Genomic DNA, 26,774 nt, shown 5'->3' with positions numbered 1-26,774 from the left:
TATTCTGGCAGTAGCATTTTTTATGTTGCTGCCTTTATACGTTTCAGTCAAAGATGTATTGGATTCAAAAAATGAACTCAATTTACTCTTTGCTACCCGTGATTTATGGCCAACTATTGGTCGCAGCTTATTACTCGCCTCTTTGACGGCCATTGGCGGCGCCTTGATTGCCGTACCACAAGCTTGGTTTTTAGCCCGCTACCATATCCCTGGGAAAAAAATAATCCTCATTCTTTGTATACTCCCCTTAGTTTTCCCCTCTTATATCTCTGCTTATAGCTACTTAGCTGCTTTTGATCACATGGGCTTTTATCAAAACCTAACTGGCATGGCATTCCCCATCCCCATTCGCAACGGACTCTTTGGTACGTGGATGAGCATGACGCTCGTCAATAGCCCACTCATCTTCCTCATGACTTACGCCGCTCTACAAAGGCAATCACCTTCCCAAGAAGAAAGTGCGCGCCTACTTGGTTTTAATCCCACACAAGTTTTTTTCAAGATATCACTACCTGCCCTTAAGATACCCATTGCCTCAGGAATGTTATTAGTAGCCCTCTACACCTTAAGTGACTTTGGAACCCCTGCGATTCTGCGTTACAAAACCATGACCTACTATATCTTTCGCCATCTTGATAGAGGCAGTTTTGACAAGGCCTCATTTTTTTCACTTCTACTTATAATCATTGCTTTTATTTTCCTCCAACTGGAATCCTGGATAAACCGTTCTCAAGGACGGATCACTGACAACAAGGCTCGACAAATCATCAAAAAAGCAAAGCCGAGTAAACTTCTACTAATTATCATTTTTTACTCATCGACAATTTTCATGGCTTGCCTGCTCCCCCTACTTACTATCCTTTACTGGTTTTCCAAAGGTCGCAATAGTGAACTCGTTTTCCCAAAGAATCTTTTTGATTCATCCTTTAACTCTGCCACCCTAGCCTTTTTGGCTGCCATCATCTCTATTCTATTTGCCGTACCATGTGCTTGGTGCGCCCTTCGCAAAAAAGGTCTCTTTGCGACTTTCGCAGATCGCATCAGCTTCTTGGGGAATATGTTCCCGGGCCTCGTGATTGGCTTAGCCTTTATCAGCTTCTTTGTTAGCTTTAAACTCTTCGGTTATTCCTTCTATCAAACTCTCTGGCTTCCAGTGCTTGGCTGTGCTATTCGCTTCCTCCCCCAAGCGGTTAGCTCGGTAAAAACCTCACTCGCCCAAATCAATCCTCGCCTCGAAGAGGCTTCACTTATGCTAGGCCATGATTCAGTCTCCACTAAGCTTCGCATCACTGCCCCACTGCTTCGCCCTGGCTTACTCGCTGGTTTTGCTCTTGTTTTTATTTCCACCCTCAAAGAACTACCCATAACTCTACTTCTAGCCCAACCAGGAAAATTTTATCTCACTCAAAATATATGGAACCTCATTGATGAAGCCGAATACTCGCTAGTTGCGGCTCCCGCACTTTTATTATTGGGAATTAGTAGTATATCTCTATACTTTATCCTCAATCAAAAATTGACTAAAAGCAATGACTAAAGCCTTACTCACCATCAAAGAACTCAGTTGCCATTTTGGTTCTTTCTGTGCTGTCGATAATATTTCTTTCGACCTCATGCCTGGAGAGTGCTTTGCACTTCTCGGCTCCAGTGGTTGTGGCAAAACAACGGCACTGCGCGCGATCGCAGGCTTAGAAAAACCAAGTCAAGGCCATATCCTTCACCTCGACCAGACTTTTTTTGATCATCAAACCGACCTCGCCCCTAACCTGCGAAATACCGGTTTTATCTTTCAGGATTACGCTATCTTCCCACATTTGTCTATTGAGGAGAATATTACTTTTGGCCTTAAAGATAAGAGCCAAAAGCAAAGTACACTAAAACGACTACTTACACTTTTAGGACTTGAAGAACACGCAAAAAAAATGCCTCACCAAGTTTCTGGTGGCCAACTTCAACGCGTTGCCATTGCAAGAACCTTAGCGATCAAACCCTCACTCGTACTCATGGATGAACCCTTTTCGAATCTCGATGCGAAGCTCGCACGTCGCTTGCGCAATGAAATTCGCCAAATCTTCAAATCAGAAGGCGTCAGTTCTATTCTAGTGACCCACAATCAGGAAGAAGCCTTTGATTTTGCTGACCGCATGGCGGTCATGGAACAAGGCAAGATCCTTCAAATCGGCACTCCTGAAGAGCTTTATCAAAAACCCAAAAGCGCACAAGTAGCGTCATTTTTTGGCCACTGCCAAATCATTTCTGGTCATGCTCAAGGTGAATATGCTACAACAAACATTGGCGAAGTTCCTCTTCAAAAGAATTCCGACGGGCCTTGCCAAATACTACTTCGACCAGAAAATATGCGCCTAGCCCCCTCATCAGAGAGCCAACTCATCGTTAAAGACATTCGTTTCTTAGGTGCTCGCAAGGAAATAACAGTACAAACACCCGACAGTGAAATCTTTGTTAACGTCAGTGCTCGCTCTGCGATCAAAATTTCTGACAAAGTACAAATCACTGCAATCGAAGCTTGCGCATCATTCTAAACCCATCAAAATCAAAGACTTTTTGAAAGCTAAACTCACACAGAGATAAGCTCAAAAATCTACTTAATTTTATACGCTTTGAAAAAGTATAATAAAAATATTAAAAAAATGCTTTTTATGGCTTGAAGAACACCCGAACATGGATATTTTCAAAGCCGTCACTGACAGACGTGAGTTGTTAGCTCAGTTGGTAGAGCAACGCCCTTTTAAGGCGTGGGTCCTGGGTTCGAGCCCCAGACAACTCACCACTTACGTCACTGTTATGAACAAACAAATCGCTGGAGATTAAAATTGGAAAATAGTTACATTGCAAATGCGCTAGAAGTCATCGGCGACAAAAACGTTCTTGTTAACTTAGCTGCTAAACGCGCAAGTCAAATCAACAAGGGTGACCGTCCACTAATTGACACACCACGCGACGCTCACAATCGTCCCTTAGTTCTCTCCACATTGGAAATTGCCCTTATCGAAATCGCCGAAGGTAAAGTAACCTTCGAACAGATTGAGGCATAAGCCTAAGCACAAAATTTTCTAAACCGCCTACGGGCGGTTTTTTTTTACCCAGGAGCCTACGATGAAATTTATAGATCAAGCCAGTGAAATCCATTCTGTTCTCAGCCAAGCTCTAAACGAAAGTGACATTGCTCTCGACACTGAATTTGTGTGGACAAAGACTTTCTACCCCATCCCAGGACTGCTGCAAATAAAATCTGCAGGAGACATCCACCTCATAGATTTATTAATCGAAGATTTCCCGAAGCAAGTTCTTAAAGAACTACTCGAAAGCACTGAGGTATGTAAAATTTTACATTCTCCTGATCAGGATTTAAAACTCTTTAAAATCTTTTGTGATGCAGAAGCAAAAAACATTTTTGACACCCAATTAGCCTACGCTTTTACTGGGGCTCCAAAGCAAGTAAGTTTAGCAAAACTCTGCCTCGAGCTCATGGATGTAGAAATCTCCAAAACTCAACAAGTCTCTGATTGGACTAAACGTCCCCTCAAAGAATCTCAATTGATTTACGCTGCAGAAGACGTTCGCTATCTCATAGAAATTACCCACAGCCTTCGTCAGCAACTCAAAGATAAACAACGCTACGAGTGGTTCCTAGAAGAAAATAAAAGCATAACAGAAAACCCAAGCTTATACGAAGAAGCTCAAGCTAGCACAGCCTACAAAAAGGTTAAGCAGTTTGGTCGCCTTCCCTTACGCTCCTTAGTTTATCTGCAAAAACTCGCCGCTTATAGACATGACATTGCCATAAAGCGCAACATCACTCCAAATTTTATTTTTCATCAAAGCCTCTTATTTAAAGCTGCCATGTATTTGTCCACTGATTACGGGCAATTTACGCGCAATGGCTTCAACGAAAAGCAACTCCAAAAACACTACAAGAACCTGCAAAAACTCGCTAAGGAAGCTGTGGAAATCAAGGATGAAGACCTCCCCAAAGACATGCTTGGCAAAGAACCTACTGGAAGCGAGAAAGCACTCATTAAAGAATGCGCCGCCGCCATGGACAAAGTTGCTGAAAGCCATGATCTTGACCCAGGACTCATTTACGCTCGTAGCCACATCAAAAAGCTTATCCTTAATGCCGACAAAAAGGCAGAAAACTTAAATATCCAAGGTTGGCGAAAAGAAGTTTTAGGCGATACATTTGAAAAAATAATGAATCAATAGGACAAGTAAAATCAATGCTCATCTCCAGCCTTAGCAACCCTCGCATCAAGCACATAGTCAAACTTCGCGAACGCCGCTATCGCGACAAAGAACAAACTATGATTATCGAGGGCTTCCGTAGTATATATCGTGCTGCAGATAATGGCGTGTACCCAAAAGAGCTTTACATTTGTCGCGATTTTTTCCTAGGGAAAAATGAAGATGAGCTCATTCAGAAACTCGAAACAGAAGGCGGAACCCAAATTTTTGAAACAGAAAAAAATGTTTTCAAAAAAATCTCTTACCGTGACCGTCCTGAAGGCCTACTTGCTTTAACAGGCTATTTCCGCAAACAAGTTGAAGATCTAAAACTAAGCGACCCCCCACTGCTTGTCGTTGCTCAATCAATCGAAAAACCTGGTAATCTGGGAACCATTATTCGCTCCGCAGATGGCACTGGAGCCGATGGTTTAATTCTTTGTGACAAATGTACTGACCTATTCAACCCCAATGTCATTACCGCCTCCACAGGTATGTGCTTTTCCTTACCTATTGCGGAAGCCGCAAGCCAAGACACTATCAATTATCTAAAAGATAATAAAATCACCATCCTTTCAGCCACTCCACATGCGGACAAGCTTTATACTGATGTCGACATGACTGGCCCCATCGCAGTTATCGTCGGCGCTGAACAATACGGACTAAGCGATGAATGGATGGAGCAATCTAGCATCAATGTAAAAATTCCCATGCTTGGAAAAGCCGACTCATTAAATGTAGCTACAGCTACAACTCTCCTACTCTACGAGGCAGTTCGTCAACGTCAGCAATGAGTGAACTCTTTTCCTACCAAAACGATGATGAGCCTGAGGATATTCCTTTAGGTAAACAAACTCTTTTTGCCTCCATTCTACGTCACCTTTATGTCTCTGATGATAACTCTTATTGCGTCACAAAAATCTTTGCCGACGAATTAGGCGAAGTGACCGCAGTTGGAGAAATGCTTTCTAGCGCTAGCCCTGGACAGGAAATCGAAGCCTCTGGCAACTGGATTAAGCACAAGCAATACGGTCGTCAATTCAAAATCGATTCATTCACAATCAAGCTTCCTAGCTCAGAAGTCGGTATGATTCGCTACCTATCGGAGAACCTACCTGGAATAGGTAAAAAAACTGCCGAAAGCATTGTAAAACACTTCGGCTCCAAAACTTTTGATGTTCTTGACAATTATACCGCGCGCCTCAAAGAAGTTCCTGGAATTGGCAAAAAAAGAATTGATGAGATTGCGAGAACTTGGGAATTCGGCAACCAAGAACGCAACTTAAAAGTCTTTTTACAGGGCTTAGGTTTAAGTGCCCGTCAGTGCTCGCTCATTATGGAACAATATGGTGACCGCAGTGCAAGCATCATTAAAGAGAACCCCTACCTTCTTGCCGAAAGCATTCGAGGCATTGGCTTCATACAAGCAGATCAACTGGCACAAAACCTAGGGATCGAAGAAACCAGCCCCTTCAGAACTGCATCCGGCATTATATACACAGTTAAGCTCCAAAGCCTAGATGGCCATACTTGCGTCCCCAAAGAGTTATTACTCCACAAAGCGAGCGAAATCCTCAAGGTAGACACGAAACACATCCTTGAGGGGCTTGAACGCGCAATACAAGACGGATCTATCATTGAAGAAATTCACCAAGAGATGTCCTACCTCTATGAACGCCACCTTCACAAAGACGAAGAAGCATTACTCAATCACATTATTGATTTCATTCAGTTGGACAAGAAGTACCCACACGCTCAATCTCAAGTGGAATTCATTAATCACGAACTCAATACAGAACAACAGCAAGCTGTTAATACTAGCTTCAACAAACGACTTAGTATTATCACCGGTGGCCCTGGCGTAGGTAAGACGACAACTGTTAAAGAAATTGTTCAGCAAGCTCGTAAACACGGTAAAAAAATCCGCCTAGCAGCACCGACAGGACGTGCAGCTCAAAGACTCGGAGAAGCCTCTGGAGCCTCTGCTCTGACGATTCACCGCTTACTCATGAGTGATAGTGAAAGCGAGGGCGAATTTGTTTACAATGAGTACAAAAAACTCAAATGTGACATTCTTGTAGTTGATGAAGTTTCCATGCTCGATATAAGCTTAGCTCGAAAACTCTTTGCGGCAGTCGAACACAATGAAACCCACCTAGTTTTAGTTGGCGATCCCGATCAACTCCCCTCCGTGGGACCTGGCTTTGTCTTAAACGACCTCATTCAGTCTCAACTCATTCCGATCACAGCCTTACATCAAGTCTTCCGTCAAGCGTCATCTAGTCGCATCATTACTAATGCTCACCGTATTAATGTTGGACAGGAGCCCGATCTAACACAAGGATCAGAGCCAAACTTGGATGATTTTTATTTCATCAACCAAAGCGATCCCGAAAAATTATTCCCCATGATCGCTACCATGATAAAAGAGCGCATCCCTAAAAAGTTTGATATCAACGCAAAAAACATTCAAGTATTGATGCCCATGAAACGCGGTAAGTGTGGCTGTGAAGCTCTCAATCTTTATTTACAGGAATACCTCAACGACATCCACAAAAAACAATTTAACTTTGGCAAGAACCGCTTCATCCTTGGTGATCGCATTATTCAAACTGTCAATAACTATACAAAAAAAGTCTTCAACGGTGACATGGGTTACATCGTTGATATTCTCAATGAAGAAAAAAGCTTTATCATTGATTTCGATGGCTTACAAATAAGCTATGACTTTGAAGAAGCAGAACAAATCCGATTGGCTTATGCCATTACAATCCATAAATCGCAAGGCTCTGAATTTCCCGCAGTCATTATCCCCATGAACACAAGTCATTATATCATGCTGAAGAAAAACCTTCTTTACACTGCCATAACTCGAGCCAAGAGCTTATTAATTTTATGCTCAAGTCGCCAAGCAATTGCCCAATGCATTGCCAACAAAGGCATGAGCAAGCGTTTCACTTTGCTGCAGTACAAGATTCAAATTAGTCAGATGGCATGTCCGTGAAGCGTTCGACTTCATCCTCTAACCATTCATTAAAGCGCTTATCAACCTGGATTTGAACATCCATTTTTTTCATGCGTTTATTTTTAATCTTCAATTGTGTATGAGATTGAGGTAGAACAACCTCATCTTTCTCTTCGTCAATATTTATCAATTCGCGGCGATAAAACGGCTGAAGGATTTCTCGTAACTTGGGCTTAGGCTTACACTCGGTATGACCTACCATGTTATCGACATTATAATGCAGGGCAATAGATGATATCCCTGCATACATAATAGATATAGCGGCGATCAAATAAAAAAAGAAATCCGTCTCGGGAAACTTGCTTAATAGTAATAAGCCCCATAGCGGGATCAAGTACTGATCAGAACAGAATTTACGCAACTGTAGAGCCGTATATTGAGCAAAAAAAGGAAGTGTATTAACTGGATTACGGATGAGAAATAAAAGTACAGCTGTACACAATAGAGTTGAAGATAAACCCAAGGTAGGATGAACTCCATGACCAAAAATTATCAAACTCGTAAACAGCAAGCCTGGCTCAAAATAAACTAAGGTTTTGGTGCGTGTCTTAATCGTAACTTTAGGACTATGAGATGGAATGATATTTAAACGCCCACAACTATTACAATTCATCTGTTGATCAATTGCAGATGGGCGAACATCATGTTCAACCCCACAGTGTTTACAGGCAAATTTCATGAGTCTCTACTTTCTGTCGAATCCTTTTCTATCATCTGACGTTCAATATCTTGCAAACCTAAACTCTCTGAAGTTTTTTTCAAAAATTCTTTTTCTTGATGACTCATCGAGTCCCAGTCCCCACCCATCAACTGATAGGTTGATTCATAGGCCTCTAAAGAATCTAAAGAAGGCAAGCCCATTTCTTCACGTATTTTCTCTTCAATCTCACGAGTCTGCTCCTTAGACACCCTTAAACGTTCAGCGCGTTTATCTATTTCACGTCTTTCTGCAGGAGCCATAATCCCGTCCTGTAATAAAATACGCATAACGTCCTCAAGCAAATATGTTGGACTAGTTACTATACGATCAGGGAAGGCTGTGGTTTCTTTTTCCTTCTCTCGCTTAGCCAGCAACTCATTTAAATCTTTCAGTGCAGCCATAGATGACTGATAACGACCTTCACGATTAACAGCCAAAAGTTTTTCTACAAAATCAATGAGATCTTGAGCATAATCATGCTTAAAAGTCCCTAACTTTTTATAATCGCAGGCTTGGACAATTTTTAAAATATCATCCAAACGAGTATCGCGCGGAATATCATACAACTTCTGTCCCGTGAGCATTTCATACAAAATAGCTCCACAAGAATAGAGGTCCGCTCGACTATCGATATCTTCTTTACCAGCCAATTGCTCTGGCGACATATAACAAGGTGTGCCCACAGGCATAAATTCTTCTTTACTTAGTACACCCCCCTCTTCCTTAGGAAGATGAGCCACACCAAAATCACTAATTTTAGGGCGACCTTTTGGATCAAAAAGTATATTTTCCGGTTTAATATCTCTATGAACAACTCTCATGCGATGAGCTGCTGATAAACCATCTAAAATCCCCTTGGTGATCACCATAGCTTCATGAGCCGGAAACAAGCCTTTTTCATTTATTAAAGAGGCTAAGTTACCTTCTGATAAGTACTCCATAACAATGAAAGCGTGATTATCCTCATACTCTGCATTAAAGATCACCACAATATTTTCGTGATCTAACTGACCGGCAATTCTCGCTTCTTGCTTAAAGTGATCAAAGACTGCGTCTCCCTCTGAAGAAGCTTTCTTCAAAAGTTTCATTGCAGCCAAACGACCAATCATCATATCCTGCACAAGGTAAACCACTCCATAGCCACCCTGCCCAAGCGTACGCATGATTTTATAACGGTCTTGCAAATGCTTTGGAAGCTGAGTTGAGCCCATCTTTGGTTTATCTAAATCAAAGAGAATGGTCTCGTTGGAGTCTTTAGTTTTTGAAAAAGGTGCTCCAAGCAACGATAACAACCTCTTGGGAAAAGAAGGTTTGTTTTCAGATGACATAAATTAACCTTACGCTTCCTCTTGAGCTTCAGCGTTAAAACCTAAATCTTTGGCTTTGCTAAGATGCGCTTCAGCTTCATCATTTTCACCCAAAGACTTTAAAGCAACACCCAATAAATGATTCAATTCTGCTTCATTTCTATCCCTAGATCTCAAGGATTCTAAGGCTTTACTCAGGTCAATTTTTGCCTTATCAAAAATCTCTAAGCCAATTCGGCATTTCCCACGTAGCATGTAGGCACGGGTAGTGAAACGTGGACTCGTCGCCGCTTTCGTGAGTGGATCTAGAGCCTCTTCAAACATACCACGCTCCACCAAGATCTCGGCAAAAGCCATGTTTGTTTTCGGATCATTCGGGAAGTGAGCCACTTGCTCACGAGCACGATCTAGAAGAATATCTTTCTTCGTTTGCTCAAGATTTGCGATTTCCGCAATAGCTTCTTCTTTTTCCAAATCACATGTCGCGTCTTCTAAATGCGATTTCCATGAATCCAAAGCATTATCAATTCGGCCTTCTACTGCTGTAAAGACTAACTTCTGCAACTGCACGTCCACAGCATGCTCCATATCAAGCGCTTCTTGTAAAATCTCTACGGCCTGATCATACTCGCCTTCACGGATGAATTCACGCGCTAAACGCTTACGAATATCAATAGTATCATTACCACTCATCAATTCCTGCACATAGTGATCAGAACCTTTTGTAATGATCGTCGTATTTCTAGTACTTTGCATTGTTTGAGTTTCATAAATATCTACAGGTTTATCATCTGCAACTTTCTCATCACCTTCTTTTTTATCTAGCCCACCATCATCCATTGCCATTCTTGCCTGAGACGAACTATACATCTTGAAAATTCTTTCGTCGTTGGGATGATACTTTCTTAGTTTCTCACAAAGTTCTACCGCCTTACCGCCCAAGCCATTCTCGATATATATTTGAGCAAGGTATAAATTGACATCTGGATCCGTAGGGTTATAGCGACTTGCTAACTCCATCACATCTACCGCAATCCAGTTCATTTCGGCCTCGGTGGCAGCTTCTGCTAATAAGCGACTCGCGGACAAATTACTCGGATCATTAGCTAACACTTCTTCGCAGAGGCGCATAGCTTTTAAATTTTCTCCCTTACGAATCAAACCAGGAATCTTAACTGTTAAAGTGACTGAAAACTTCATCGCTACCATCGCCTGCTTAGCTGAACTAGGCTTACCACCAAATTTCAACAAAGCGGCCTGACGCAAGGAGGCTCTCGCTTCTTGAAAAGCAGGTACTAGCTTTAGGCAATTTTGAAATAAATCGATGGCGTAATCATAATTTTTTTGTTGTAGCGCTTCATCAGCTCTGGTGTAAAGCTCTTTCGTACGCTCATCAACTTCTTTAACAGTTTTGGGCTGCATTCTGTCTCCAAATTCATTGGTTATTTATAATAGTCAGCTAATCTAGTACGACTAAATTCGGCTGACAATTCACTGACCGTAATTCTCAACTTAAAAGAGTCAAAAACTTGACTTTATTTATAGCCGAAGCTATCATTCGAGCAATCTTAATTTTTTTAACGAGGATGACACGTGCTCAGCGAAACCAAAAATATTACTTGGTCTGATTTTCAGGCTTTAAGCCCAGAAGAAAAAAAACCTTATTTCAGTGAAAAAGGGAAACTCTTTCACTGCCTCCATTCTCAACAATTCGATCGTGAATTCATTGATCACATCTACAAGCTAACCAACGTAATTCGTTCAATAAGCAAATCAAAAAAGGGTGCTTTATTCCTCCAAGGACTCATGCCTCACTACAAGGCCATGCTCTACTTCATGCAGCCTTCTACACGTACTTATTTAAGCTTTAGAACCGCCTGCCAAATACTCGGAATTCAAACGAGCGACGTACGCGATGCCAGCATTAGCTCTGAAGTAAAAGGTGAAACTTTTGAAGATACCATCCGCACCTTCTCCTCTTACTTCAACTTCATCATTATGCGTCATCCCAAAGAAGGTTATGCTGAACAAGCCGCTTATTGCCTCAACAACTCCGAACGCCCCATACCCATCCTCAACGCCGGCTCAGGAAAAGACCAACACCCAACCCAGGCCATTTTGGATATCTATACCTTGCGCCGATCTTTTGAACACCACGGCGGATTAGAAGGAAAAACCATCTTATTAGCAGGCGACCTTTTACGCGGGCGTACAGTACGCTCACTCAGCAAACTCATCAGCTTTTTCCCTGGCACTAAACTTATTTTATCCTCTCCTGAAAAATTCAAAATGGGAGATGATATCATTGCATATCTCGACAATAAAAATGTTGATTACGAAATCAGCCATGAGTTCATTAAACACCTCCCCTCTGCCGATGCTATTTACATGACACGCGTTCAAGACGAACACGACACAGAGTCTGACAAAAGCGAAAAATCATTCCCTGAATTCTCCCTCAGAGCTGAGCATTTATCCATCCTAAAAGAACACTGCGCCATCATGCACCCACTCCCTAGGAGAGAAGAACTCGACAGCGCAATTGATAATGACCCTCGCGCCAAATACTGGCGCCAAGAACGCAATGGCATGTGGGCAAGAGCCGCCTTGATGAGCCACATCACTGGCTACGACCAAAAAATAATAAGTTACTGGTCGGACTTATGTAAACAAGCCAATCACACTGCTGACATCTAAATCTTAAGCCCTGTTTATCACAGGGCTTTTTTGTGGCCTAATATACCCATACTCAGCTAATTTGATTAAGAAGACTAGGATCTACTCGCTTACAGCACATACAAGAGCCTTAAACCTCAGAACCTTTACAGAGCAGTTCGAAACTCTACAACGAACAATACATGTATACTAACGAACTTTCCTCCTCTTGAGCAAAGTGAGAACAGCTGTTTTCAACTATACGGGCACCTAAGCATTACTAGGCACAAAAAAAAGGATTCAGTTTACACTGAATCCTTTTTGAGTGGCAAGACCGGGGGTCGAACCCGGGACACAGGGATTTTCAGTCCCCTGCTCTACCAACTGAGCTATCTCGCCGTTTTGTATGGCATTGATAATACAGCCCCAGCGACCTTCTGCAACTAGTTTTTTAAATAAAAAACGATTTTTTTTATTTTACCTAAAAAAGCATTTTTTAAAGTCAAAACGAAGCCTTCAAAACTAACAACACATCTCTTTGGGAGTCTTGAACTTATACCAACAAGCCCCATTAAGCCTCACCTTTTAATGCGAAAAAACCTTATTAATTAAATTGAACTTAATCGGAGTAAATCTTAGAGTAATCCAAGTTAAAAATAAAAAACTCGATTTAAATAACTCATGACGGAATACGATAAACATCGAAATTCACTAGAAACTGGAGATATCATTCTATTTTCTGGCCCCGGGATCCTAAGTGCGGGAATCAAACTTGGCAGCCTCTGTAAATGGTCTCACGTTGGCATGGTAGTGCGCGTACAAAACCCAGATATAGCACTCATCTATCAAGCGACTCCATCTACTGCCGTCAAAGATTTTTTTCTAAAAAAAGAAAACCCCGGAGTACAAATCAATGTTTTAAGCCATGTGATTGAAACGTATCCTGGCGACATATCACTCCGTAAGCTAAATGTAGAAAGAACTCAAGAATTCCTTGATGGCCTTAGCGCATTCCGCAAAGAGATCCAAGGCCGACCTTTTGAAGAAAGTAAATGGGAAATTATCCTCGCCGCTTACGACGGCCCCTTCGGTTCAAATCAAGAAGAAGATTTATCGAGCCTCTTTTGTAGCGAGCTCATTGCCGAAGCCTACCAAAGAATGGGCTTATTACTTGGCGACGAAGCTGGCGGAAAACTTTCAAATGAATTCACCCCACGGGATTTCTCTGAAAAAGGAAAGATAGAACTTTTACTAGGAGCCACACTAGACCTAGAAATCCCATTAAAAAAGACCTAGATCATATTAACTAGCGCCGACAAAGACTAATATCATACCCTTTACGTTTGGTAGTCGTCGTCTTAAAGCCAAAGTCTTTTGCGACTTCCGCAAGCTGCTCGCCATGTTTAGAGACTATAGCTAAACGACCTGTAGCGTTTAGGTATTTCATTGCCGTTTCAATAAAGTATTCGCCGATTCTTTGCCCCGCAAAATATGGAGGGTTACCAACAATCAAATCAAATGTTTTTTCAGTTTCATAAAGATCACTTGCTATGGCTTCACAATTTTGAAAGCCGTTAATCTCAATATTATTTTTACAGCATTCAATCGAACGGATATTAGAATCCACCATAACTACCGAACCGCCATGATCTGGCGATTCATTAAGCTGGCGTCTTGCAAGCGCTAAACCAATCAAGCCGGCACCACAACCCAAATCTAAAATATTCTCTCCAGGAATCACCTCAATAGCTTCAGACAAAGCTACACCGCCGACATCAGCACGCCCATGGCTGAAAACACCCGGACGAGTCTGCATCGTAAATTCAGCATTCATGGTTGAAACAGCCACATCAGCAACACGCTCCGACCACTTCTTTTTTACATCATCACCACGAGTAATACATTTAAACAAAGTATTTGAACGTGTACTTGAAAGTATCTTCACTCCGCGAAGCTCTTGATCTATCTTTTTACGAAAATCCTTGAGCCTTTCTTGGGGCACAACAATGTAGAAGTCAGTACCCTTAGGGTAGATTAGATTCACTCGTTCCAAAGTATCAAAAAACAACATGCGATCAAAGTACTTAGTCGGTGCAAAAACGAGCATATCATGATCATCTTCAAGCTGAAGATCAGATCCTGTAAAGACATTGATCTGATGCTCCGACGAGAACTTCTTCTCGGCTATACGCTTATCATGTAATTCATTGGTAAAAATATCGATTTTCATCTCAGGTGACAAAGCACGCAAAACCGCAGGCATGAGTGGGGAATCTGCTCCGTAGAGAAAAAGTGTTTTCTTGGGAAGCTCAGAAGGCAAAATTTTCAAAAAATCGCGTTCACCTGGGCGCACGTAGCGCAAGGCATGAACTTTTACTTTTTGCTTTGGCCCGACTTTAACTTGATGACTACTGCCACGCCCTAATAAAGTAATTTCACTCACTGGCTTACGGACTCCACTACTGCCACTGCTTTTTTATCCGACTTCTTCAAGTGCTGTGGGTAGAGTTGATACATATAAACATAGAGAATAACCCCAGTAATTGAGACATATAACCATATGGGGAAAGTCCATCTTGCGATTTTACGGTGTGCCACCACTTGACCACGAAAAATGAAAAAGAAAGTCATTAAAATCATCGGCAACATCACCATTGCCAACAAAATATGAGGGATCAAAATAATGAAATAAATTATTTTAATTGAGCCCTGCCCCTGAAACAAGAGGTGCCCAGCGGTAAAGTGATAATAAAGATAAGAAGTCAAAAAAAGTGCCGAGGTACAAAAAGCAGCAATCATAAAGTTTTTGTGGACTTCTTTGTTTTTCTTTTTAATCGCTACATAACCGCAGACCAACAAGGTTGCACTTAGAAAATTTAAACACGCGTTAATTAAAGGTAATTCCAAAATAATCTCCAGTTCAAGGGGCCGTAGTTTGAGGAAAAAAGATAAGTGCCAAAACAATTAATGGCAAATAAATGATTGAGGCATAAAAATACTGCTTCATAAAGCGATTACGATTGATCAGTAACAAAACTGACGAACATAATAAGCCGGCGTTTAAAATGCATACAGAAATAAAGTACCAGCCATTACTCATTTTATACATATATGGCATTAAAGACACTGCCATCAAACCCAGCGTCCCAACAAAAATCAACACAACTGCCTGCTTACCTGTTTTATCATAAAGAGACATCATTTTGTAACCAGCTCTCTGATAATCTTCTTTGTAGATCCAGGCTATAGAAAAGAAGTGCGGTAATTGCCAAATAAAAACAATCGCAAACGGGAAGAAACCCCACCACTCAGTCTGTGGCAACACATGAAAATCATTGTTACTATGCGCCACCCAACCAGTTAAAATGGGGAAGGCTCCCGGAAAAGCACCTGCAATAGTATTAAGTGCAGTCCTCGTTTTCATCGGGGTATATATGAACACGTATGTTATGTAAGTAAACAAGGCGAGATAAGCTACCTCCTGCCTAAAAAAGTAAAACAGTACCGCCAAACCTATGGCTAGACAAATGTGACCAAACACAAGTGCCTCACCCATTTTGACTCTTCCTGAAGGAATGGGACGATCAGCAGTCCTATCCATCATTTTATCGAGCTTATGCTCAACAGCTTGATTCACAATATTTGAAGCGGCTCCCACAAAACTCAAACCCAGAGTCAACCAAAACAACTCCAAGTAATTTTTCATTGTAAAACTAAGGTTTGGGTCACGTGCCATCACATAACCCGCGCTACCTGAAAACACTGCCATTGCGCTCAAGCGTGGCTTGGTCAACTCAATAAAGGATTTTACTCTACCCATGATTTTCATCCTTTTTCAATTTAACTGACAAGAGTTTAAACGCCGTGAACGTTAAGGCTAAAATCAAAGCTCCATTAACTACATGCGCCGATGTTAGTACTGTTTCAGCAAAACCAAACTTACCTTGTTCTCTATTGTATACTGTAAGAAATGCTACTACCCCCAAGAGAATCTGCATCGTCACCATCAAGTGAAATGACATGCCAAAAAACTTATAAGCTTTACTGAGTTTTTTAAATTTCATTATCACTACCCCCAAGGTAAACAGCAATATGGCCACTGGCAAAGCAAAGGTCATGTGAGAAAAAAGCCAACCAGCATTACCCTCGACAATTTCTTTATATATGACTTTGCCTGTTTCGCTATACTCAAATACTTTGGCCTTATTTCTAAAAATGGCCCCCAATAAGAGCTGAATAACAACTGCTATTAAAGTAAACTTAGCCAAACCTTTTAATTTTGGCGCGAAACCTTCCTCAGGAATTTTTTCATTATAGAGCTTAGTATTCTTTAGCAATAGGAAACACATGGCTGCCAAACATAACTGCGCAAATACACCATGTAATACAGTGGTCAACCAGAGCGTATTCTTGGCAACCGTCAAACCACCCAAACAACCCTGGATAACTACCATGCTAAATATGATTAAAGCCAAGCGAAAATTCCTTTCACGATGGAAGTAGCGTGAAAAAATCAAGACTAAGATTGCTAGATAGCCCACAAACTGCCCCATCAATCTATGACCATGTTCATAAAAACGATCTTGTTGAGCCGTGAAGTAATTCCATGATGGCCATAAAACCCCGTCAGAAGTAGGCCAATCCGGAAAAGCCATCCCTGAACGAGTCGAGACAGTCATTGCCCCCATATAAATAAGCCCAACTGTAGAGACTAAAAAGGTCCACAATAAGGTTTTGAAAATTTTTGCTTTACTCTCGTCACTTCTTGATTTAAGAAAAGCATTCGCCGCAAATAGAAGGGCGATAAAAATTGTAAAAAGAATGATTTCAAACTGGCGCATGATTTTGTCAAAAAACTCTAGCTGTTAAAAATTTAACCGGTGGAAAGTAAAAGAATTTTTACTTTTTACAAACAAAGCCTAAACATAAAAAAACCAAGTGTGCAGCAAAGGAAAGTTCTAGAAATATAATTTTATCAGTGCCAAGGATTTCCATATTTTTTTCTAAGTTGAGAACTAAGATAAATTTACAGTAAAAACCATTCATAGATACACTATAAAACGAGTCTCGATTGATTATGTCCAAAGACTCTCTAAATTCTTAAAAACTAAATGGATAAATTTTATGATTCTTTGCACCTTTAATCAAATCAAAAACTACAGTTGCCTAAACCCTCGTTTTGCGACAGCCGCCAAATGGCTATTGAGCAATGACCTCCAGAAACTTCCCCATGGTAAAACTATTATTGATGGAGAGGAAATATTTGCTATTAAAGAAACACTTCCGGGGCGAAAAGCTGACAAGGCCAATCTAGAAGCCCACAAGAAATATATTGACATACAAATCAGTCTCAAAGGTACCGACAACATAAAATGGAAAGCTCAAAATGAATGCCAGACTATTCTACAGGATTATAAGGAAGAGCAGGACATAATGTTTTTTATGGACGATTCTGTACAATATATACAGGTTTACGGCGACAAAGCGGCCATTTTCTTTCCAGAAGACGCTCACGCCCCCTTAATTGCAGACGAAGAATTAACAAAGTTAGTCATCAAAGTTTTGATTAACTAAATTAAAGGACTTCAATTCCCTGTTAAATTCTTTTTAATACTAGGTTTTATGACCTGTTTGTGGGTATTTAGACCCACAATTAAGATTTTATAATTTTATTGCGACGATAGTATATTTACATAAACAATTTTATAAGAAATAATGGGAGTCATAATGCGTAAGTCAATTTTAGGAATGATTTTAGCCGGCGGTGAAGGGTCTCGCCTCTCACCTTTAACAACCAAGCGAGCTAAACCAGCCGTACCATTTGGTGGCAAATATCGCATCATCGACTTTGTTTTATCTAACTTTGTGAATAGTGGCATTCACTCACTATTTGTACTCACACAATTTCGTTCTCAGAGTATGAGTGAACATATTATTAATGGTTGGAATATGTCATCCTTAATGAAAGGACAGTTTGTTGTTCCTGTTCCTGCACAAATGCAAGGTGGCGACAAACGTTGGTACGAAGGGACAGCCGATGCGATTTGGCAGAATATTCATTTACTACAAGATTTCACCCCTGATTTAGTCGCCGTTTTTGGTGGAGATCACATCTATAAGATGGACATCTCTCAAATGGCTAAATTCCACGCGAAGCGCGAAGCCCTAGCTACAATTGCCGCTCTACCGATTCCATTAGAAGAAGGCTCTCGTTTTGGTATCATACAGATTGATGAAGACTGGCGAATCACCGGCTTCCAAGAAAAGCCTGAACACCCTAGCGAAATCCCCGGCATGCCCGGCTACTGCTTAGCCTCCATGGGCAACTATGTATTTGATTCAAAATGGCTTTACAAAACCTTAAAAGCTGATTCACAGAACCCAGATTCTCATCATGACTTTGGTCACGATATTTTGCCTCCAGCTGTAGATAGTGGTCGCCTCTATGCATATAATTTCTTTGAGAACAAAATCCCAGGTTCTGATGTAAGCAAAGACAACTATTGGAGAGATGTGGGTACGCTCAAATCCTACTACGACTCTAACATGGATCTTAAAGAAGCCGATCCACAACTCGACCTATACGGCGCAGGTTGGCCAATTCATACCTACAACTCACCACTACCTCCAGCTAAATTTGTTCATGATGAGCATCACCCAGACGGAAGAACGCGCGTTGGTCACGCCACTAATTCCATTGTTTGTGATGGATGTATTGTCTCTGGTAGCTCGGTTAAAGAATCAATCCTCTCATCAGAAGTACATGTTCATTCATTCTCCAGTGTTGAGAGCTCCATCATTTTGAACTCGGTAGAAATTTTCGAAAACTGCAAAATCAAAAATGCGATTATTGATAAGCACGTAATCCTTCCTCCTGGAACTGTTATTGGCTATGACCGCCAAGCTGATGAAAGTCGTTTCCATGTTGTCGACCTATGCGAAGAAGAAGGAACTTGGTTAACTGTAATTGAAAAAAATCACTCCCGTGTTAGTAAGGATACGAAAACTACCGTACTAACAATCTAGGTCAAATTAATGCAATACAAAGATTTTAAGTCTGACTTGTCTGAAATAGCAAGTCAGATTGATTCTTATTTATTAGATCACCCATTCCCAAGCACTGTCAACCCTTCTTGGCTTGGCAATGAAATGTCTTCTTATACTAAAAGTGGCGGCAAGCGTTTACGCCCCGCCCTCTGTCTTTGGTCAGCAGCGCTCGTATCAGATCAACCTGAACTCGCACAATCTGTTGCCTCTGCTGCTGAAATCTTTCACACCTGGACCCTAGTCCATGACGATATAATTGATCGTGATGCCACTCGTAGAGGTTTGCCAACTAGCCATACGGCTCTTGCGAACTTCGCAAGAGAAGAACATGGTACAAAAGGAAATGAAGCTGATCATTTTGGTCTCTCTATGGCCATCCTAACTGGCGACCTCCAACAAGCTTGGGCACTTCGTCTCATTAGCGAACAAGCTAACAAGGACCTCACTAGCACTACGGCACTTGCAGTGATGGACCGTCTCTTATCTCATGTCTACCCTATCCTACTTGGTGGAGAGGCCATAGATGTTGAATTTGAGCATCGCGAGATAGACTCCATCAGCCCCGAAGAAATTCTTAAAATGCTAGAAATGAAGACAGCTTGTCTCTTAGAGTTTTCAGCTCAAGCAGGAGTTGTGGTTGGCTTAAAACTCGATAATTTTGATCACGAGCTCGTTCATCATGCAGGTCAATTCGCTTACAATGCAGGTTTAGCCTTCCAACTACAGGATGATATTTTAGGTGTCTTTGCCGATGAAAAAGAGCTCGGCAAACCAGTTGGAAGTGACATCGCCGCTCGAAAAGTAACATTACTTATTGTCGAAACTTTAAAAATGGCATCACAAGACGACAAGTCTTTTATCTTGGATTTATTGGGAAGTAATAGCATCTCGATAGAGCAACTTTCTCAGGCCGCAGAAATCATTAAATCGAGCGGTGCACTAGAAAAAATTCAGAACATGATGGCCCATTACGTTCAACAAGCGGAGATACATTTAGCAGAACTACCCAATTCTCCTGCAAAAGAACGCCTAAAAGAGCTTGCACATTTCATGATTAAGAGAAACTTTTAGGCATTAAATTTAATAAATCCACTACGGAGTCCAAATATGATTATCAAAGGTTGCTACACAGCACTCATAACCCCCTTTGATTCAGATGGTAATGTTGATTACGAAGCTTTTGAACGCATTATTAATGATCAAATTTCAGCGGGTATCGATGGTATTGTTGCCGTTGGTACGACAGGGGAATCTCCCACTTTAGGAATGAAAGACCACAGCGAAGTCATTCGTTTTGCTGTCAAAACGGCAGCTGGTCGCTGTAAAGTTATTGCCGGAACAGGCGCCAACTGTACAAAAGAAGCTATTGAGCTTACAAAACAGGCACATAAAGATGGTGCAGATGCCAGCTTGCAAGTAACACCATACTACAACAAGCCCACTCAAGAAGGCCTCTACCAACACATGAAGGCAATTGCAGACAGCGCAGACATGCCAATTATTCTGTATAACGTGCCTGGACGCTCTTCTATCTCTCTTGATATTGACACAATTGCTCGCATGAACACAATTCCACAAGTTGTTGCCGTTAAAGAAGCTGGTGGTTGCGTAGATCGCATTAGTCAAATACAACAAGCCTGTGACATTCAAATTGTTTCTGGAGATGACTCACTTACTCTACCGATGATTTCGGTTGGGGCTACTGGCGTTATTAGTGTTCTCTCTAATGTTTTACCCGCAGAAATGACTGAGCTATGTAAATTAGCTAATGATGGTAATTTCTCGGAGGCGCTCAAATTGCATCGTAAATACTATCAACTCATGAATGATATGTTTGTCGAGTCCAATCCCATCCCAGTAAAAACCATGATGGTACAACTTGGCTATGGCACCGAAACATTCCGCCTCCCACTCTGTCCTATTAGTGATGACGCACGTACCACCTTATATGCATCTGCTAAAAGTGCTGGCCTTCAATTTTAAGAAACACTAGCAAGATAGCACGAAAAAAGCTCGAGTTTTAAACTCGAGCTTTTTTATACCTCACCTATAAATTATTTAGATGAGATCTTCGATTTAAGCCATTCTCTTGTACTTTGTACAACAAAATAGAAGCCGGGTATCAAGAGCGTGCCTAAAATAGCTGCTACCATCATCCCACCAAATACAATTATACCTAGTGAACGACGACTCGATGAACCTGCTCCAGTAGCTATTACTAAGGGGATAACACCAAGAATAAAAGAAATTGCCGTCATCAAAACAGCTCTGAACCTTAGACGCGCCGCAATCAAGGCCGCATCGAGAATTGTTTCACCAGCTTCACGCTTTTCTTTGGCAAATTCTACAATTAGAATAGCTGTCTTCGAGGCCAAACCAAAGAGTAGGACTATCCCTACTTGAGAATAAATGTTAAGATCCATCTTCATAAGCCAGTTTAAACCAAGAGCACCGAACATCGCCACCGGAACTGACATGAGAACTGCAATTGGCGTGAACCAACTCTCGTACTGAGCTACTAAGAAAAGGAAAATAAAGACGATCGCTAATGCAAAAATCAAACCAACATTGCCAGATGAAATTTTTTCTTGATAAGACATCCCAGTCCAGTCATATGCGTAACCAGGGGGAAGCACTTCTTTAGCAACTTCTTCCATTGCATCCATTGCTTGACCAGAGCTATAGCCTGGTGCTGCTCCACCATTAAAAGTAATTGAATTAAACAAATTATAGCGATTGATAATATCTGCACCAACCATCGAATCTACATTGACTAAAACACCTAAAGGAACCATATCCCCCGATCTAGATTTCACATATATCTTATCTATATCTTCGGGCTCGGATCTAAATTCAGTTTGAGCCTGAACTTTAACTTGATAACTTTTACCAAACTTATTAAAGTCATTAACATAAGCACCACCAAGGTAAACCTGTAAAGCACTAAAGATCTCATTCATCGGAACATTGAGGTCATGAGCTTTTTCGCGATCTAGGTCAACAAAAATCTGTGGCGTATTCGCAGTGAAAAAAGTATTAACACGTGAAACCTCTGGCCGTTGATTAGCTGCCATAATAAGTGCTCGCGATATTTCTGCCATATCCTTTGGGTCACGACCAAGAGTATCTTGCAATATAAACTCAAAGCCATTACTGGCACCCAAACCTGGTATCGCTGGTAATTCAAAGGGAAAGGAGCGTGCTTCAGGCATCCCAAGCATCTTCTTATAAGCTTGAGCAATAATTGCCTTAACTTGTTTTTCGACTTCCGTACGCTGCGACCAATCATCAAGAGGCACAATCATAAAACCTGAATTAGATGAATTAGCACCGTTAATCATACCATAGCCATTAACTGTCATCACAGCTGAAACACCTGGTATTTGAGAAATCATGTGTTCCATTTCATCAATAACAGCACCTGTTCGCTCTAAAGATGCGCCAGGAGGCAGTTGCACATCAACTAGGAAGTTACCTTGGTCTTCATCGGGAAGAAAACCGGTCGGAGTTGAGTTATAAAATTGATATATTAAAAACAGCATGCCAGCAAAGCACAACATTGTAATGATTACTTTTCTGATGGAAAGCTTAACAAAGCCTGTGTATTTGTCCGTACTCCAAGAGACTAAATCATTAAATTTTTCAAATAAGAAAAACTTTTTCTTCGTCTTATCTGTAGGTCTCAAAAAACAAGAACATAAAGCTGGGCTCAGCGTCAATGCATTAAGTGACGAAATACAAACAGCAACAGAAATTGTGACTGCAAACTGACGATACAAAGTACCCGTTATACCTGGCAAGAACGCCACCGGGACAAACACTGCCAAAAGAACCAAAGTCGTCGCTACAATAGGACCAGACACTTCCGTCATGGCCTTTTGAGTCGCTTCTCGTGGACTTAAATTCTCCTCATCCATGAGTCGCTGCACATTTTCTAGTACTACAATGGCATCATCGACAACTACTCCAATTGCTAAGATCAAACCAAAAAGAGTCACCGTATTTAGCGTATACCCAAGTGCTAAAAGAAATGCAAAAGTACCAATCAGTGATACGGGAATAGTGAGTGATGGAATAATTGTAGAACGCACGTCCTGGAGAAAAATGTACACAACAAGAATCACTAGAAGGACGGCTACAAATAAAGTCTCGATAACTTCATCAATGGAAGCTTTAATAAATTTAGTCGTATCATAAAGGATGGTGTACTCCATATCATCAGGAAAATTCTCTCCAATCTTATCCATCTCTGCACGGACTGCATCTCCTACGGCAATACCATTAGCTGAAGGGAGCTGATAAATCGGCATAACTAAACCTGGCTGACCGTTTAGCTTTGAAGTGGAATCATAATTCACTGCTCCCAACTCTACAGATGCAACATCCTTCACTCTTACAAAGGACCCATCTTGATTCGCACGAACAATAATTCTCTCAAACTCTTCAGGTTCACTCAAACGTCCTTGCGTCTGCACTGTGTACTGAAACTTTTGGCTCTTTTTACTTGGTGCACCACCAACAATCCCTGCCGCAACCTGAACATTTTGCTCTTCAATTGAAGAGACAACTTCTTGTGGCGACAGATTGAGTGCAGTCATTTTATCGGGATCTAACCACACGCGCATAGAGTAATCCTGTCCACCGAAAAGTGTGATATCTCCTACACCAGGCAAACGCAATAAACGGTCTTTAATATTGATAGTCGCATAGTTTGATAAAAAGAGACCGTCATAAGTTTTTTTAGGTGAAATAAGATTCACTACCAAGAGCATAGAAGTGCTTTTCTGGCGAACAATCACACCTTGTCGAGTCACTTCGGCCGGAAGTTTTGCACTCGCCGCAGAAACTCGGTTTTGCACATTCACAGTATTAATATCGGGATCAGATGAGACATCAAATGTAACGGTAATAGTTACTTTACCATCATTACTGGCCTTTGAAGAAACATATAACATATCCTCCACACCATTAATCTCAGATTCAAGAGGAGTAATAACCGTATCAATTAGAGTTTTCGAGTCAGCACCAGGGTATGACGCAGTAACAGATACCTGCGGTGGCGTAATTTCTGGATACTGCGCCACAGGGAGGTTCATCATGGCAATGGTACCCGCAATAAGAATGATAATGGATATCACAAAGGCGAATCGCGGGCGCCTTATAAAAAAGTTTTCTGAAGACATAAGTTTATTCCTTAGATTTCTCAGGAGAATCTTTTATATGATCAGTTTCATCAACCTCAACTTTAGCAGGAATTCCTTTAACTTGACGTCCTGGAATCACTGTCTGAAGTCCTAAAGTAATGACTTTATCACCCTCTTCTAGACCACTTTCAATAACGAAATATTCTTCAAAGCTTTCTTTAAACTTTACTCGTTTAATTTCAGCTTTACTTTCTTTATTAACAACAATAACATAATGACCTGCTTGATCTTGCATAACTGCCGATTGTTGAACAACTATTTTAGGTTTTTGAACTTCTTCATTTTCACCTCTTTCTTCTGCTGTAGGAGGAATGTAAGTCAAAAGTACTTTAACAAACATACCATCTCTTAGTAAGCCCTCTGGGTTATCAAAATGAGTGGTTGCCTTAACTGTACCAGTAGATTTATTAATTCGATTATCAAAAAAGGCTATTTTGCCTTCGTGTTCATATCTAGTGCCATCTGGTAAGGATAATTTACATTGAATTCTATCCGTAATGGTTTGTCTTAACTCTTTAGTCACAAATTTTCTTTGAAAATCTACTAACTGTCGTTCAGGAATATCAAAATCAACTTCCATTTTTTCGGTAGAGGTTACGTTCACAAGTACACCTGATGAAGGAGATATTAAATTCCCAGTATCATACTTTCTAGCACCCGGAATTCCAGTAATGGGTGAACGAATTTCACACCACTCCAAATGTAGTTTAGCTTCATCTCTTTTTGCCTGTGCTAAATTATAAGCTGCTTCAGATTCATCACGATCCCCAATAGCTTTATCGAAGTCCTGTTTAGCAATGGCTTTTTTCTCATCAAGTGTTTTCATCCGTTCAAAAATACTCTGTGCTAAAGTCAAACGTGCTTTGGCACTATCTAGCTCAGCTTGTGCACGTTTGTAATTGATTTCATACTGATCTTTTTCAATTGTGTATAGCAAGTCATTCTTGTTAACCAAGGTTCCTGTTTGAAAATGCCTCTGTTCGAGAATCCCTTCAACACGAGCTCGTAAGTCTACAGAAGAGAACGAACGAACGCGCCCTACTAATTCAGTTGTTGGTTGCACTGACATCATCAATGCTTCCTCATACACAACTTGAGGAACAGGAGCTTCTCTGGCAACTTGTTTCTCCTTACAAGAAGAAATTAACAACAATAGGCCTAGTAAAATTACTATTTTGGTTCTGTGCTTGGTTTCCATGGTCCTCCGAGGGCATTATATAAGGTTATAGTTTCGCTAAGTAATAACATTTTTAAATTAAGAACATCTTCGCGTGAGGCCAAGACTTCTCTTTGGTACTGTAAAAGTTCCAACTGAGTAATTAAGCCGTTTTCTAAGCGAACTTGAGATTTCTCTTGGGCTTTCAAAAGACGCTCTAACCTTTGTAGTTCAAGTAAGCGACGTTCTTCATACTTCTGTAAATTTATGATGGCATTTTCCACCTCGCCAATAGCCGTAGAAACTGTTTTTCGGTAGACATCCTCTGCATTTTTAAGCTTAACTCGGGCAATTTCTTCTTGTGCGTCAAGTGTAGGGTCCAAAATTGGAAAATTAATACTTGGCATAATTCCCACAACCCAATCACTAAATAAACCAGAAATTGAACTTGAATCAGTTGCACCTGTCAAAGTCACTGAAACATCAGGTAAATGTGCCGCACGAGCTGCTTCCTTATAATTCCAGGCACTCTTTATCCGTAATTCTGCCGCCACTAAATCGGGACGGCGTTCAAGTAAATTAGCGTTGAGTACGTCGGGTTTATCCACGAAGGAAACTGAATCCGATAATGTTTTTGGCTTCAATCTAAATTGCCCTGGGATTTCTCCCATTAAAGTTGCTAAAGTATTTTGCTGTAAATGACGAAGACGTTCTAAATCTTTCACATTGGCTTTTAAACGAAGATTTTCTGCTTCCTGTGCTAAAAACAGTTCATCACTTTCTAGACCATTTTCATAACGTACTTTATAATATTCATAAAGCTTATCCGAAATAGCCAAAGCATCATTATGCAAAACAATTAGTTCATCATATTCACGTAATGAGAAGTACGCTACGCCTACTTGATAAACTATCTGAAGTGTAACTGCGTCGTAATCGGCTTGAGTAGCTTGGTACTCTGCTAGCGCTCCAGCTGAAAGACTAGAAATACGACCCCAAATATCTGCTTGCCAACTCAGCGAACCGCCCGCAATTGCTTCTTTATTGGTACTACTATCACGATTAACACGATTGAAGTCTTGAGATAAATTTAACTCTCCCGAAAGCTGTCCTTCAGATTGGGCTAGTGAGAGTTCTTTTTGTGCCAATAAAACCCGATTACGGGCTAGTGTTAAATCAAAACTATCTTTTGCTGCTTTTTCAATCAAGCGCTCTAGCTCAGGGTCGCCAAAAGCTCTCCACCAATCTTCGCCTATTTCAGTTTGCTCCTTATTCTCACCAAGCCAACGCGCTTGCACATTTTCATCCACTGGCGCATCGGGCATTTCCTCTTTCTCCAATGCATCCCATGAGCTGCATGAACTTAAGGCAAAACAAAATAAAGCTGTGTATATGTATTTTTTCATAAGAGTTCCTATTTCCAATTCCATAAACC

General features: G+C 41.0%; 22 protein-coding genes and 2 tRNA genes. 13 read left to right on the top strand and 11 right to left on the bottom strand.

Translation table 11 applies throughout. From position 1 onward, the window contains the following. The first annotated feature begins 22 nt into the window (after positions 1 to 22). From PQO01_RS05910 to recD2, 7 genes are all read left to right on the top strand, one after another. The gene (locus tag PQO01_RS05910; protein WP_274313110.1) at positions 23 to 1,537 is read left to right on the top strand and encodes an ABC transporter permease; all 1,515 of its coding nucleotides are present in this window, start codon (positions 23 to 25) and stop codon (positions 1,535 to 1,537) included. After that, the gene (locus PQO01_RS05905) at positions 1,530 to 2,543 is read left to right on the top strand and encodes an ABC transporter ATP-binding protein (protein ID WP_274313109.1); all 1,014 of its coding nucleotides are present in this window, start codon (positions 1,530 to 1,532) and stop codon (positions 2,541 to 2,543) included. Before PQO01_RS05910 ends, PQO01_RS05905 begins: the two co-directional genes overlap by 8 nt. 172 nt (positions 2,544 to 2,715) lie before the next feature. After that, a tRNA-Lys gene (locus tag PQO01_RS05900) sits at positions 2,716 to 2,791 on the top strand. A 43-nt stretch (positions 2,792 to 2,834) separates the two neighbouring features. Continuing rightward, positions 2,835 to 3,056 (top strand): DNA-directed RNA polymerase subunit omega, encoded by a 222-nt coding sequence (gene rpoZ / locus PQO01_RS05895; RefSeq protein WP_274313108.1) that lies wholly within the window; start codon positions 2,835 to 2,837, stop codon positions 3,054 to 3,056. 61 nt (positions 3,057 to 3,117) lie between these two features. After that, on the top strand, positions 3,118 to 4,227 hold the full coding sequence (locus PQO01_RS05890; RefSeq protein WP_274313107.1) for a ribonuclease D: 1,110 nt from the start codon (positions 3,118 to 3,120) through the stop codon (positions 4,225 to 4,227). A gap of 14 nt (positions 4,228 to 4,241) precedes the next feature. Continuing rightward, positions 4,242 to 5,039 (top strand): TrmH family RNA methyltransferase, encoded by a 798-nt coding sequence (locus PQO01_RS05885; protein ID WP_274313106.1) that lies wholly within the window; start codon positions 4,242 to 4,244, stop codon positions 5,037 to 5,039. Then, entirely contained in the window at positions 5,036 to 7,249 is a 2,214-nt protein-coding gene (gene recD2 / locus PQO01_RS05880) for an SF1B family DNA helicase RecD2 (RefSeq protein WP_274313105.1), read from the top strand. Before PQO01_RS05885 ends, recD2 begins: the two co-directional genes overlap by 4 nt. Here recD2 and PQO01_RS05875 read toward each other — a convergent pair. Genes PQO01_RS05875 through PQO01_RS05865 form a run of 3 tightly spaced genes read right to left on the bottom strand, consistent with a single transcriptional unit; the run spans position 7,227 to position 10,699 of the window. Then, entirely contained in the window at positions 7,227 to 7,949 is a 723-nt protein-coding gene (locus PQO01_RS05875; protein ID WP_274313104.1) for a hypothetical protein, read from the bottom strand. The genes recD2 and PQO01_RS05875 overlap by 23 nt on opposite strands. Next, positions 7,946 to 9,298 carry a serine/threonine protein kinase gene (locus tag PQO01_RS05870; protein WP_274313103.1) on the bottom strand — a complete coding sequence of 451 codons (1,353 nt, stop codon included), beginning with the start codon at positions 9,296 to 9,298 and terminating at the stop codon, positions 7,946 to 7,948. The genes PQO01_RS05875 and PQO01_RS05870 overlap by 4 nt, the downstream gene beginning before the upstream one ends. Before the next feature lie 9 nt (positions 9,299 to 9,307). Continuing rightward, positions 9,308 to 10,699, bottom strand: a complete 1,392-nt coding sequence (locus PQO01_RS05865; RefSeq protein ID WP_274313102.1) for a tetratricopeptide repeat protein — start codon at positions 10,697 to 10,699, stop codon at positions 9,308 to 9,310. Positions 10,700 to 10,870: 171 nt separating this feature from the next. On the opposite strand from PQO01_RS05865, the gene PQO01_RS05860 reads away from it, so the two are divergent. Beyond that, positions 10,871 to 11,974, top strand: a complete 1,104-nt coding sequence (locus tag PQO01_RS05860) for an aspartate/ornithine carbamoyltransferase family protein (RefSeq protein WP_274313101.1) — start codon at positions 10,871 to 10,873, stop codon at positions 11,972 to 11,974. A 284-nt stretch (positions 11,975 to 12,258) separates the two neighbouring features. Here PQO01_RS05860 and PQO01_RS05855 read toward each other — a convergent pair. Next, positions 12,259 to 12,331 (bottom strand) — tRNA-Phe (locus PQO01_RS05855). Positions 12,332 to 12,613: 282 nt separating this feature from the next. Here PQO01_RS05855 and PQO01_RS05850 point away from each other — a divergent pair. After that, positions 12,614 to 13,228 (top strand): C40 family peptidase, encoded by a 615-nt coding sequence (locus PQO01_RS05850; RefSeq protein WP_274313100.1) that lies wholly within the window; start codon positions 12,614 to 12,616, stop codon positions 13,226 to 13,228. 10 nt (positions 13,229 to 13,238) lie between these two features. Here the strand turns inward: PQO01_RS05850 and PQO01_RS05845 are convergent, their stop codons facing one another. Genes PQO01_RS05845 through PQO01_RS05830 form a run of 4 tightly spaced genes read right to left on the bottom strand, consistent with a single transcriptional unit; the run spans position 13,239 to position 16,773 of the window. Further along, positions 13,239 to 14,375, bottom strand: coding sequence for a class I SAM-dependent methyltransferase (locus tag PQO01_RS05845; RefSeq protein ID WP_274313099.1), 1,137 nt, complete (start codon positions 14,373 to 14,375; stop codon positions 13,239 to 13,241). Continuing rightward, a complete protein-coding gene (locus tag PQO01_RS05840; RefSeq protein ID WP_274313098.1) occupies positions 14,372 to 14,839 on the bottom strand; it encodes a DUF420 domain-containing protein in 468 nt (155 codons plus the stop codon). The genes PQO01_RS05845 and PQO01_RS05840 overlap by 4 nt, the downstream gene beginning before the upstream one ends. Before the next feature lie 13 nt (positions 14,840 to 14,852). Continuing rightward, positions 14,853 to 15,752, bottom strand: coding sequence for a heme o synthase (cyoE, locus tag PQO01_RS05835; protein ID WP_274313097.1), 900 nt, complete (start codon positions 15,750 to 15,752; stop codon positions 14,853 to 14,855). Then, positions 15,745 to 16,773, bottom strand: a complete 1,029-nt coding sequence (locus PQO01_RS05830; RefSeq protein ID WP_274313096.1) for a COX15/CtaA family protein — start codon at positions 16,771 to 16,773, stop codon at positions 15,745 to 15,747. The genes cyoE and PQO01_RS05830 overlap by 8 nt, the downstream gene beginning before the upstream one ends. 283 nt (positions 16,774 to 17,056) lie before the next feature. Here PQO01_RS05830 and PQO01_RS05825 point away from each other — a divergent pair, with 283 nt between their 5' ends. From PQO01_RS05825 to dapA, 4 genes are all read left to right on the top strand, one after another. Continuing rightward, positions 17,057 to 17,506, top strand: coding sequence for a NanQ anomerase/TabA/YiaL family protein (locus tag PQO01_RS05825; RefSeq protein ID WP_274313095.1), 450 nt, complete (start codon positions 17,057 to 17,059; stop codon positions 17,504 to 17,506). A gap of 150 nt (positions 17,507 to 17,656) precedes the next feature. Further along, entirely contained in the window at positions 17,657 to 18,958 is a 1,302-nt protein-coding gene (glgC, locus tag PQO01_RS05820; RefSeq protein ID WP_420792910.1) for a glucose-1-phosphate adenylyltransferase, read from the top strand. Between the two features lie 9 nt (positions 18,959 to 18,967). Beyond that, positions 18,968 to 20,050, top strand: a complete 1,083-nt coding sequence (locus PQO01_RS05815) for a polyprenyl synthetase family protein (protein ID WP_274313093.1) — start codon at positions 18,968 to 18,970, stop codon at positions 20,048 to 20,050. A gap of 36 nt (positions 20,051 to 20,086) precedes the next feature. Then, entirely contained in the window at positions 20,087 to 20,962 is an 876-nt protein-coding gene (gene dapA / locus PQO01_RS05810) for a 4-hydroxy-tetrahydrodipicolinate synthase (protein WP_274313092.1), read from the top strand. A gap of 71 nt (positions 20,963 to 21,033) precedes the next feature. Here dapA and PQO01_RS05805 read toward each other — a convergent pair whose 3' ends face one another. The 3 genes from PQO01_RS05805 to PQO01_RS05795 are packed head-to-tail and all read right to left on the bottom strand — an operon-like array spanning position 21,034 to position 26,745. Further along, positions 21,034 to 24,162 (bottom strand): efflux RND transporter permease subunit, encoded by a 3,129-nt coding sequence (locus tag PQO01_RS05805; RefSeq protein WP_274313091.1) that lies wholly within the window; start codon positions 24,160 to 24,162, stop codon positions 21,034 to 21,036. 4 nt (positions 24,163 to 24,166) lie between these two features. Continuing rightward, positions 24,167 to 25,381, bottom strand: coding sequence for an efflux RND transporter periplasmic adaptor subunit (locus tag PQO01_RS05800; protein WP_274313090.1), 1,215 nt, complete (start codon positions 25,379 to 25,381; stop codon positions 24,167 to 24,169). Continuing rightward, positions 25,354 to 26,745: an efflux transporter outer membrane subunit gene (locus PQO01_RS05795; protein WP_274313089.1), complete on the bottom strand. Its 1,392-nt coding sequence runs from the start codon at positions 26,743 to 26,745 to the stop codon at positions 25,354 to 25,356. The genes PQO01_RS05800 and PQO01_RS05795 overlap by 28 nt, the downstream gene beginning before the upstream one ends. Positions 26,746 to 26,774: the final 29 nt, after the last annotated feature.

The organism is Lentisphaera marina (assembly GCF_028745505.1).
In the GTDB taxonomy this organism is placed as follows: domain Bacteria; phylum Verrucomicrobiota; class Lentisphaeria; order Lentisphaerales; family Lentisphaeraceae; genus Lentisphaera; species Lentisphaera marina.
The sequence above is the reverse complement of the archived record's forward strand: the minus strand, read 5'-3'. Positions and strand labels throughout refer to the sequence as shown.

Coding starts and splice junctions, on each gene's coding strand:
- PQO01_RS05910 (WP_274313110.1), top strand. CDS start 23: ATGTTGCTGCCTTTATACGTTTCAGTCAAAGATGTATTGGATTCAAAA.
- PQO01_RS05905 (WP_274313109.1), top strand. CDS start 1,530: ATGACTAAAGCCTTACTCACCATCAAAGAACTCAGTTGCCATTTTGGT.
- PQO01_RS05890 (WP_274313107.1), top strand. CDS start 3,118: ATGAAATTTATAGATCAAGCCAGTGAAATCCATTCTGTTCTCAGCCAA.
- PQO01_RS05885 (WP_274313106.1), top strand. CDS start 4,242: ATGCTCATCTCCAGCCTTAGCAACCCTCGCATCAAGCACATAGTCAAA.
- recD2 (WP_274313105.1), top strand. CDS start 5,036: ATGAGTGAACTCTTTTCCTACCAAAACGATGATGAGCCTGAGGATATT.
- PQO01_RS05875 (WP_274313104.1), bottom strand. CDS start 7,949: ATGAAATTTGCCTGTAAACACTGTGGGGTTGAACATGATGTTCGCCCA.
- PQO01_RS05870 (WP_274313103.1), bottom strand. CDS start 9,298: ATGTCATCTGAAAACAAACCTTCTTTTCCCAAGAGGTTGTTATCGTTG.
- PQO01_RS05865 (WP_274313102.1), bottom strand. CDS start 10,699: ATGCAGCCCAAAACTGTTAAAGAAGTTGATGAGCGTACGAAAGAGCTT.
- PQO01_RS05850 (WP_274313100.1), top strand. CDS start 12,614: ATGACGGAATACGATAAACATCGAAATTCACTAGAAACTGGAGATATC.
- cyoE (WP_274313097.1), bottom strand. CDS start 15,752: ATGGGTAGAGTAAAATCCTTTATTGAGTTGACCAAGCCACGCTTGAGC.
- PQO01_RS05830 (WP_274313096.1), bottom strand. CDS start 16,773: ATGCGCCAGTTTGAAATCATTCTTTTTACAATTTTTATCGCCCTTCTA.
- PQO01_RS05825 (WP_274313095.1), top strand. CDS start 17,057: ATGATTCTTTGCACCTTTAATCAAATCAAAAACTACAGTTGCCTAAAC.
- PQO01_RS05815 (WP_274313093.1), top strand. CDS start 18,968: ATGCAATACAAAGATTTTAAGTCTGACTTGTCTGAAATAGCAAGTCAG.
- dapA (WP_274313092.1), top strand. CDS start 20,087: ATGATTATCAAAGGTTGCTACACAGCACTCATAACCCCCTTTGATTCA.
- PQO01_RS05805 (WP_274313091.1), bottom strand. CDS start 24,162: ATGTCTTCAGAAAACTTTTTTATAAGGCGCCCGCGATTCGCCTTTGTG.
- PQO01_RS05800 (WP_274313090.1), bottom strand. CDS start 25,381: ATGGAAACCAAGCACAGAACCAAAATAGTAATTTTACTAGGCCTATTG.
- PQO01_RS05795 (WP_274313089.1), bottom strand. CDS start 26,745: ATGAAAAAATACATATACACAGCTTTATTTTGTTTTGCCTTAAGTTCA.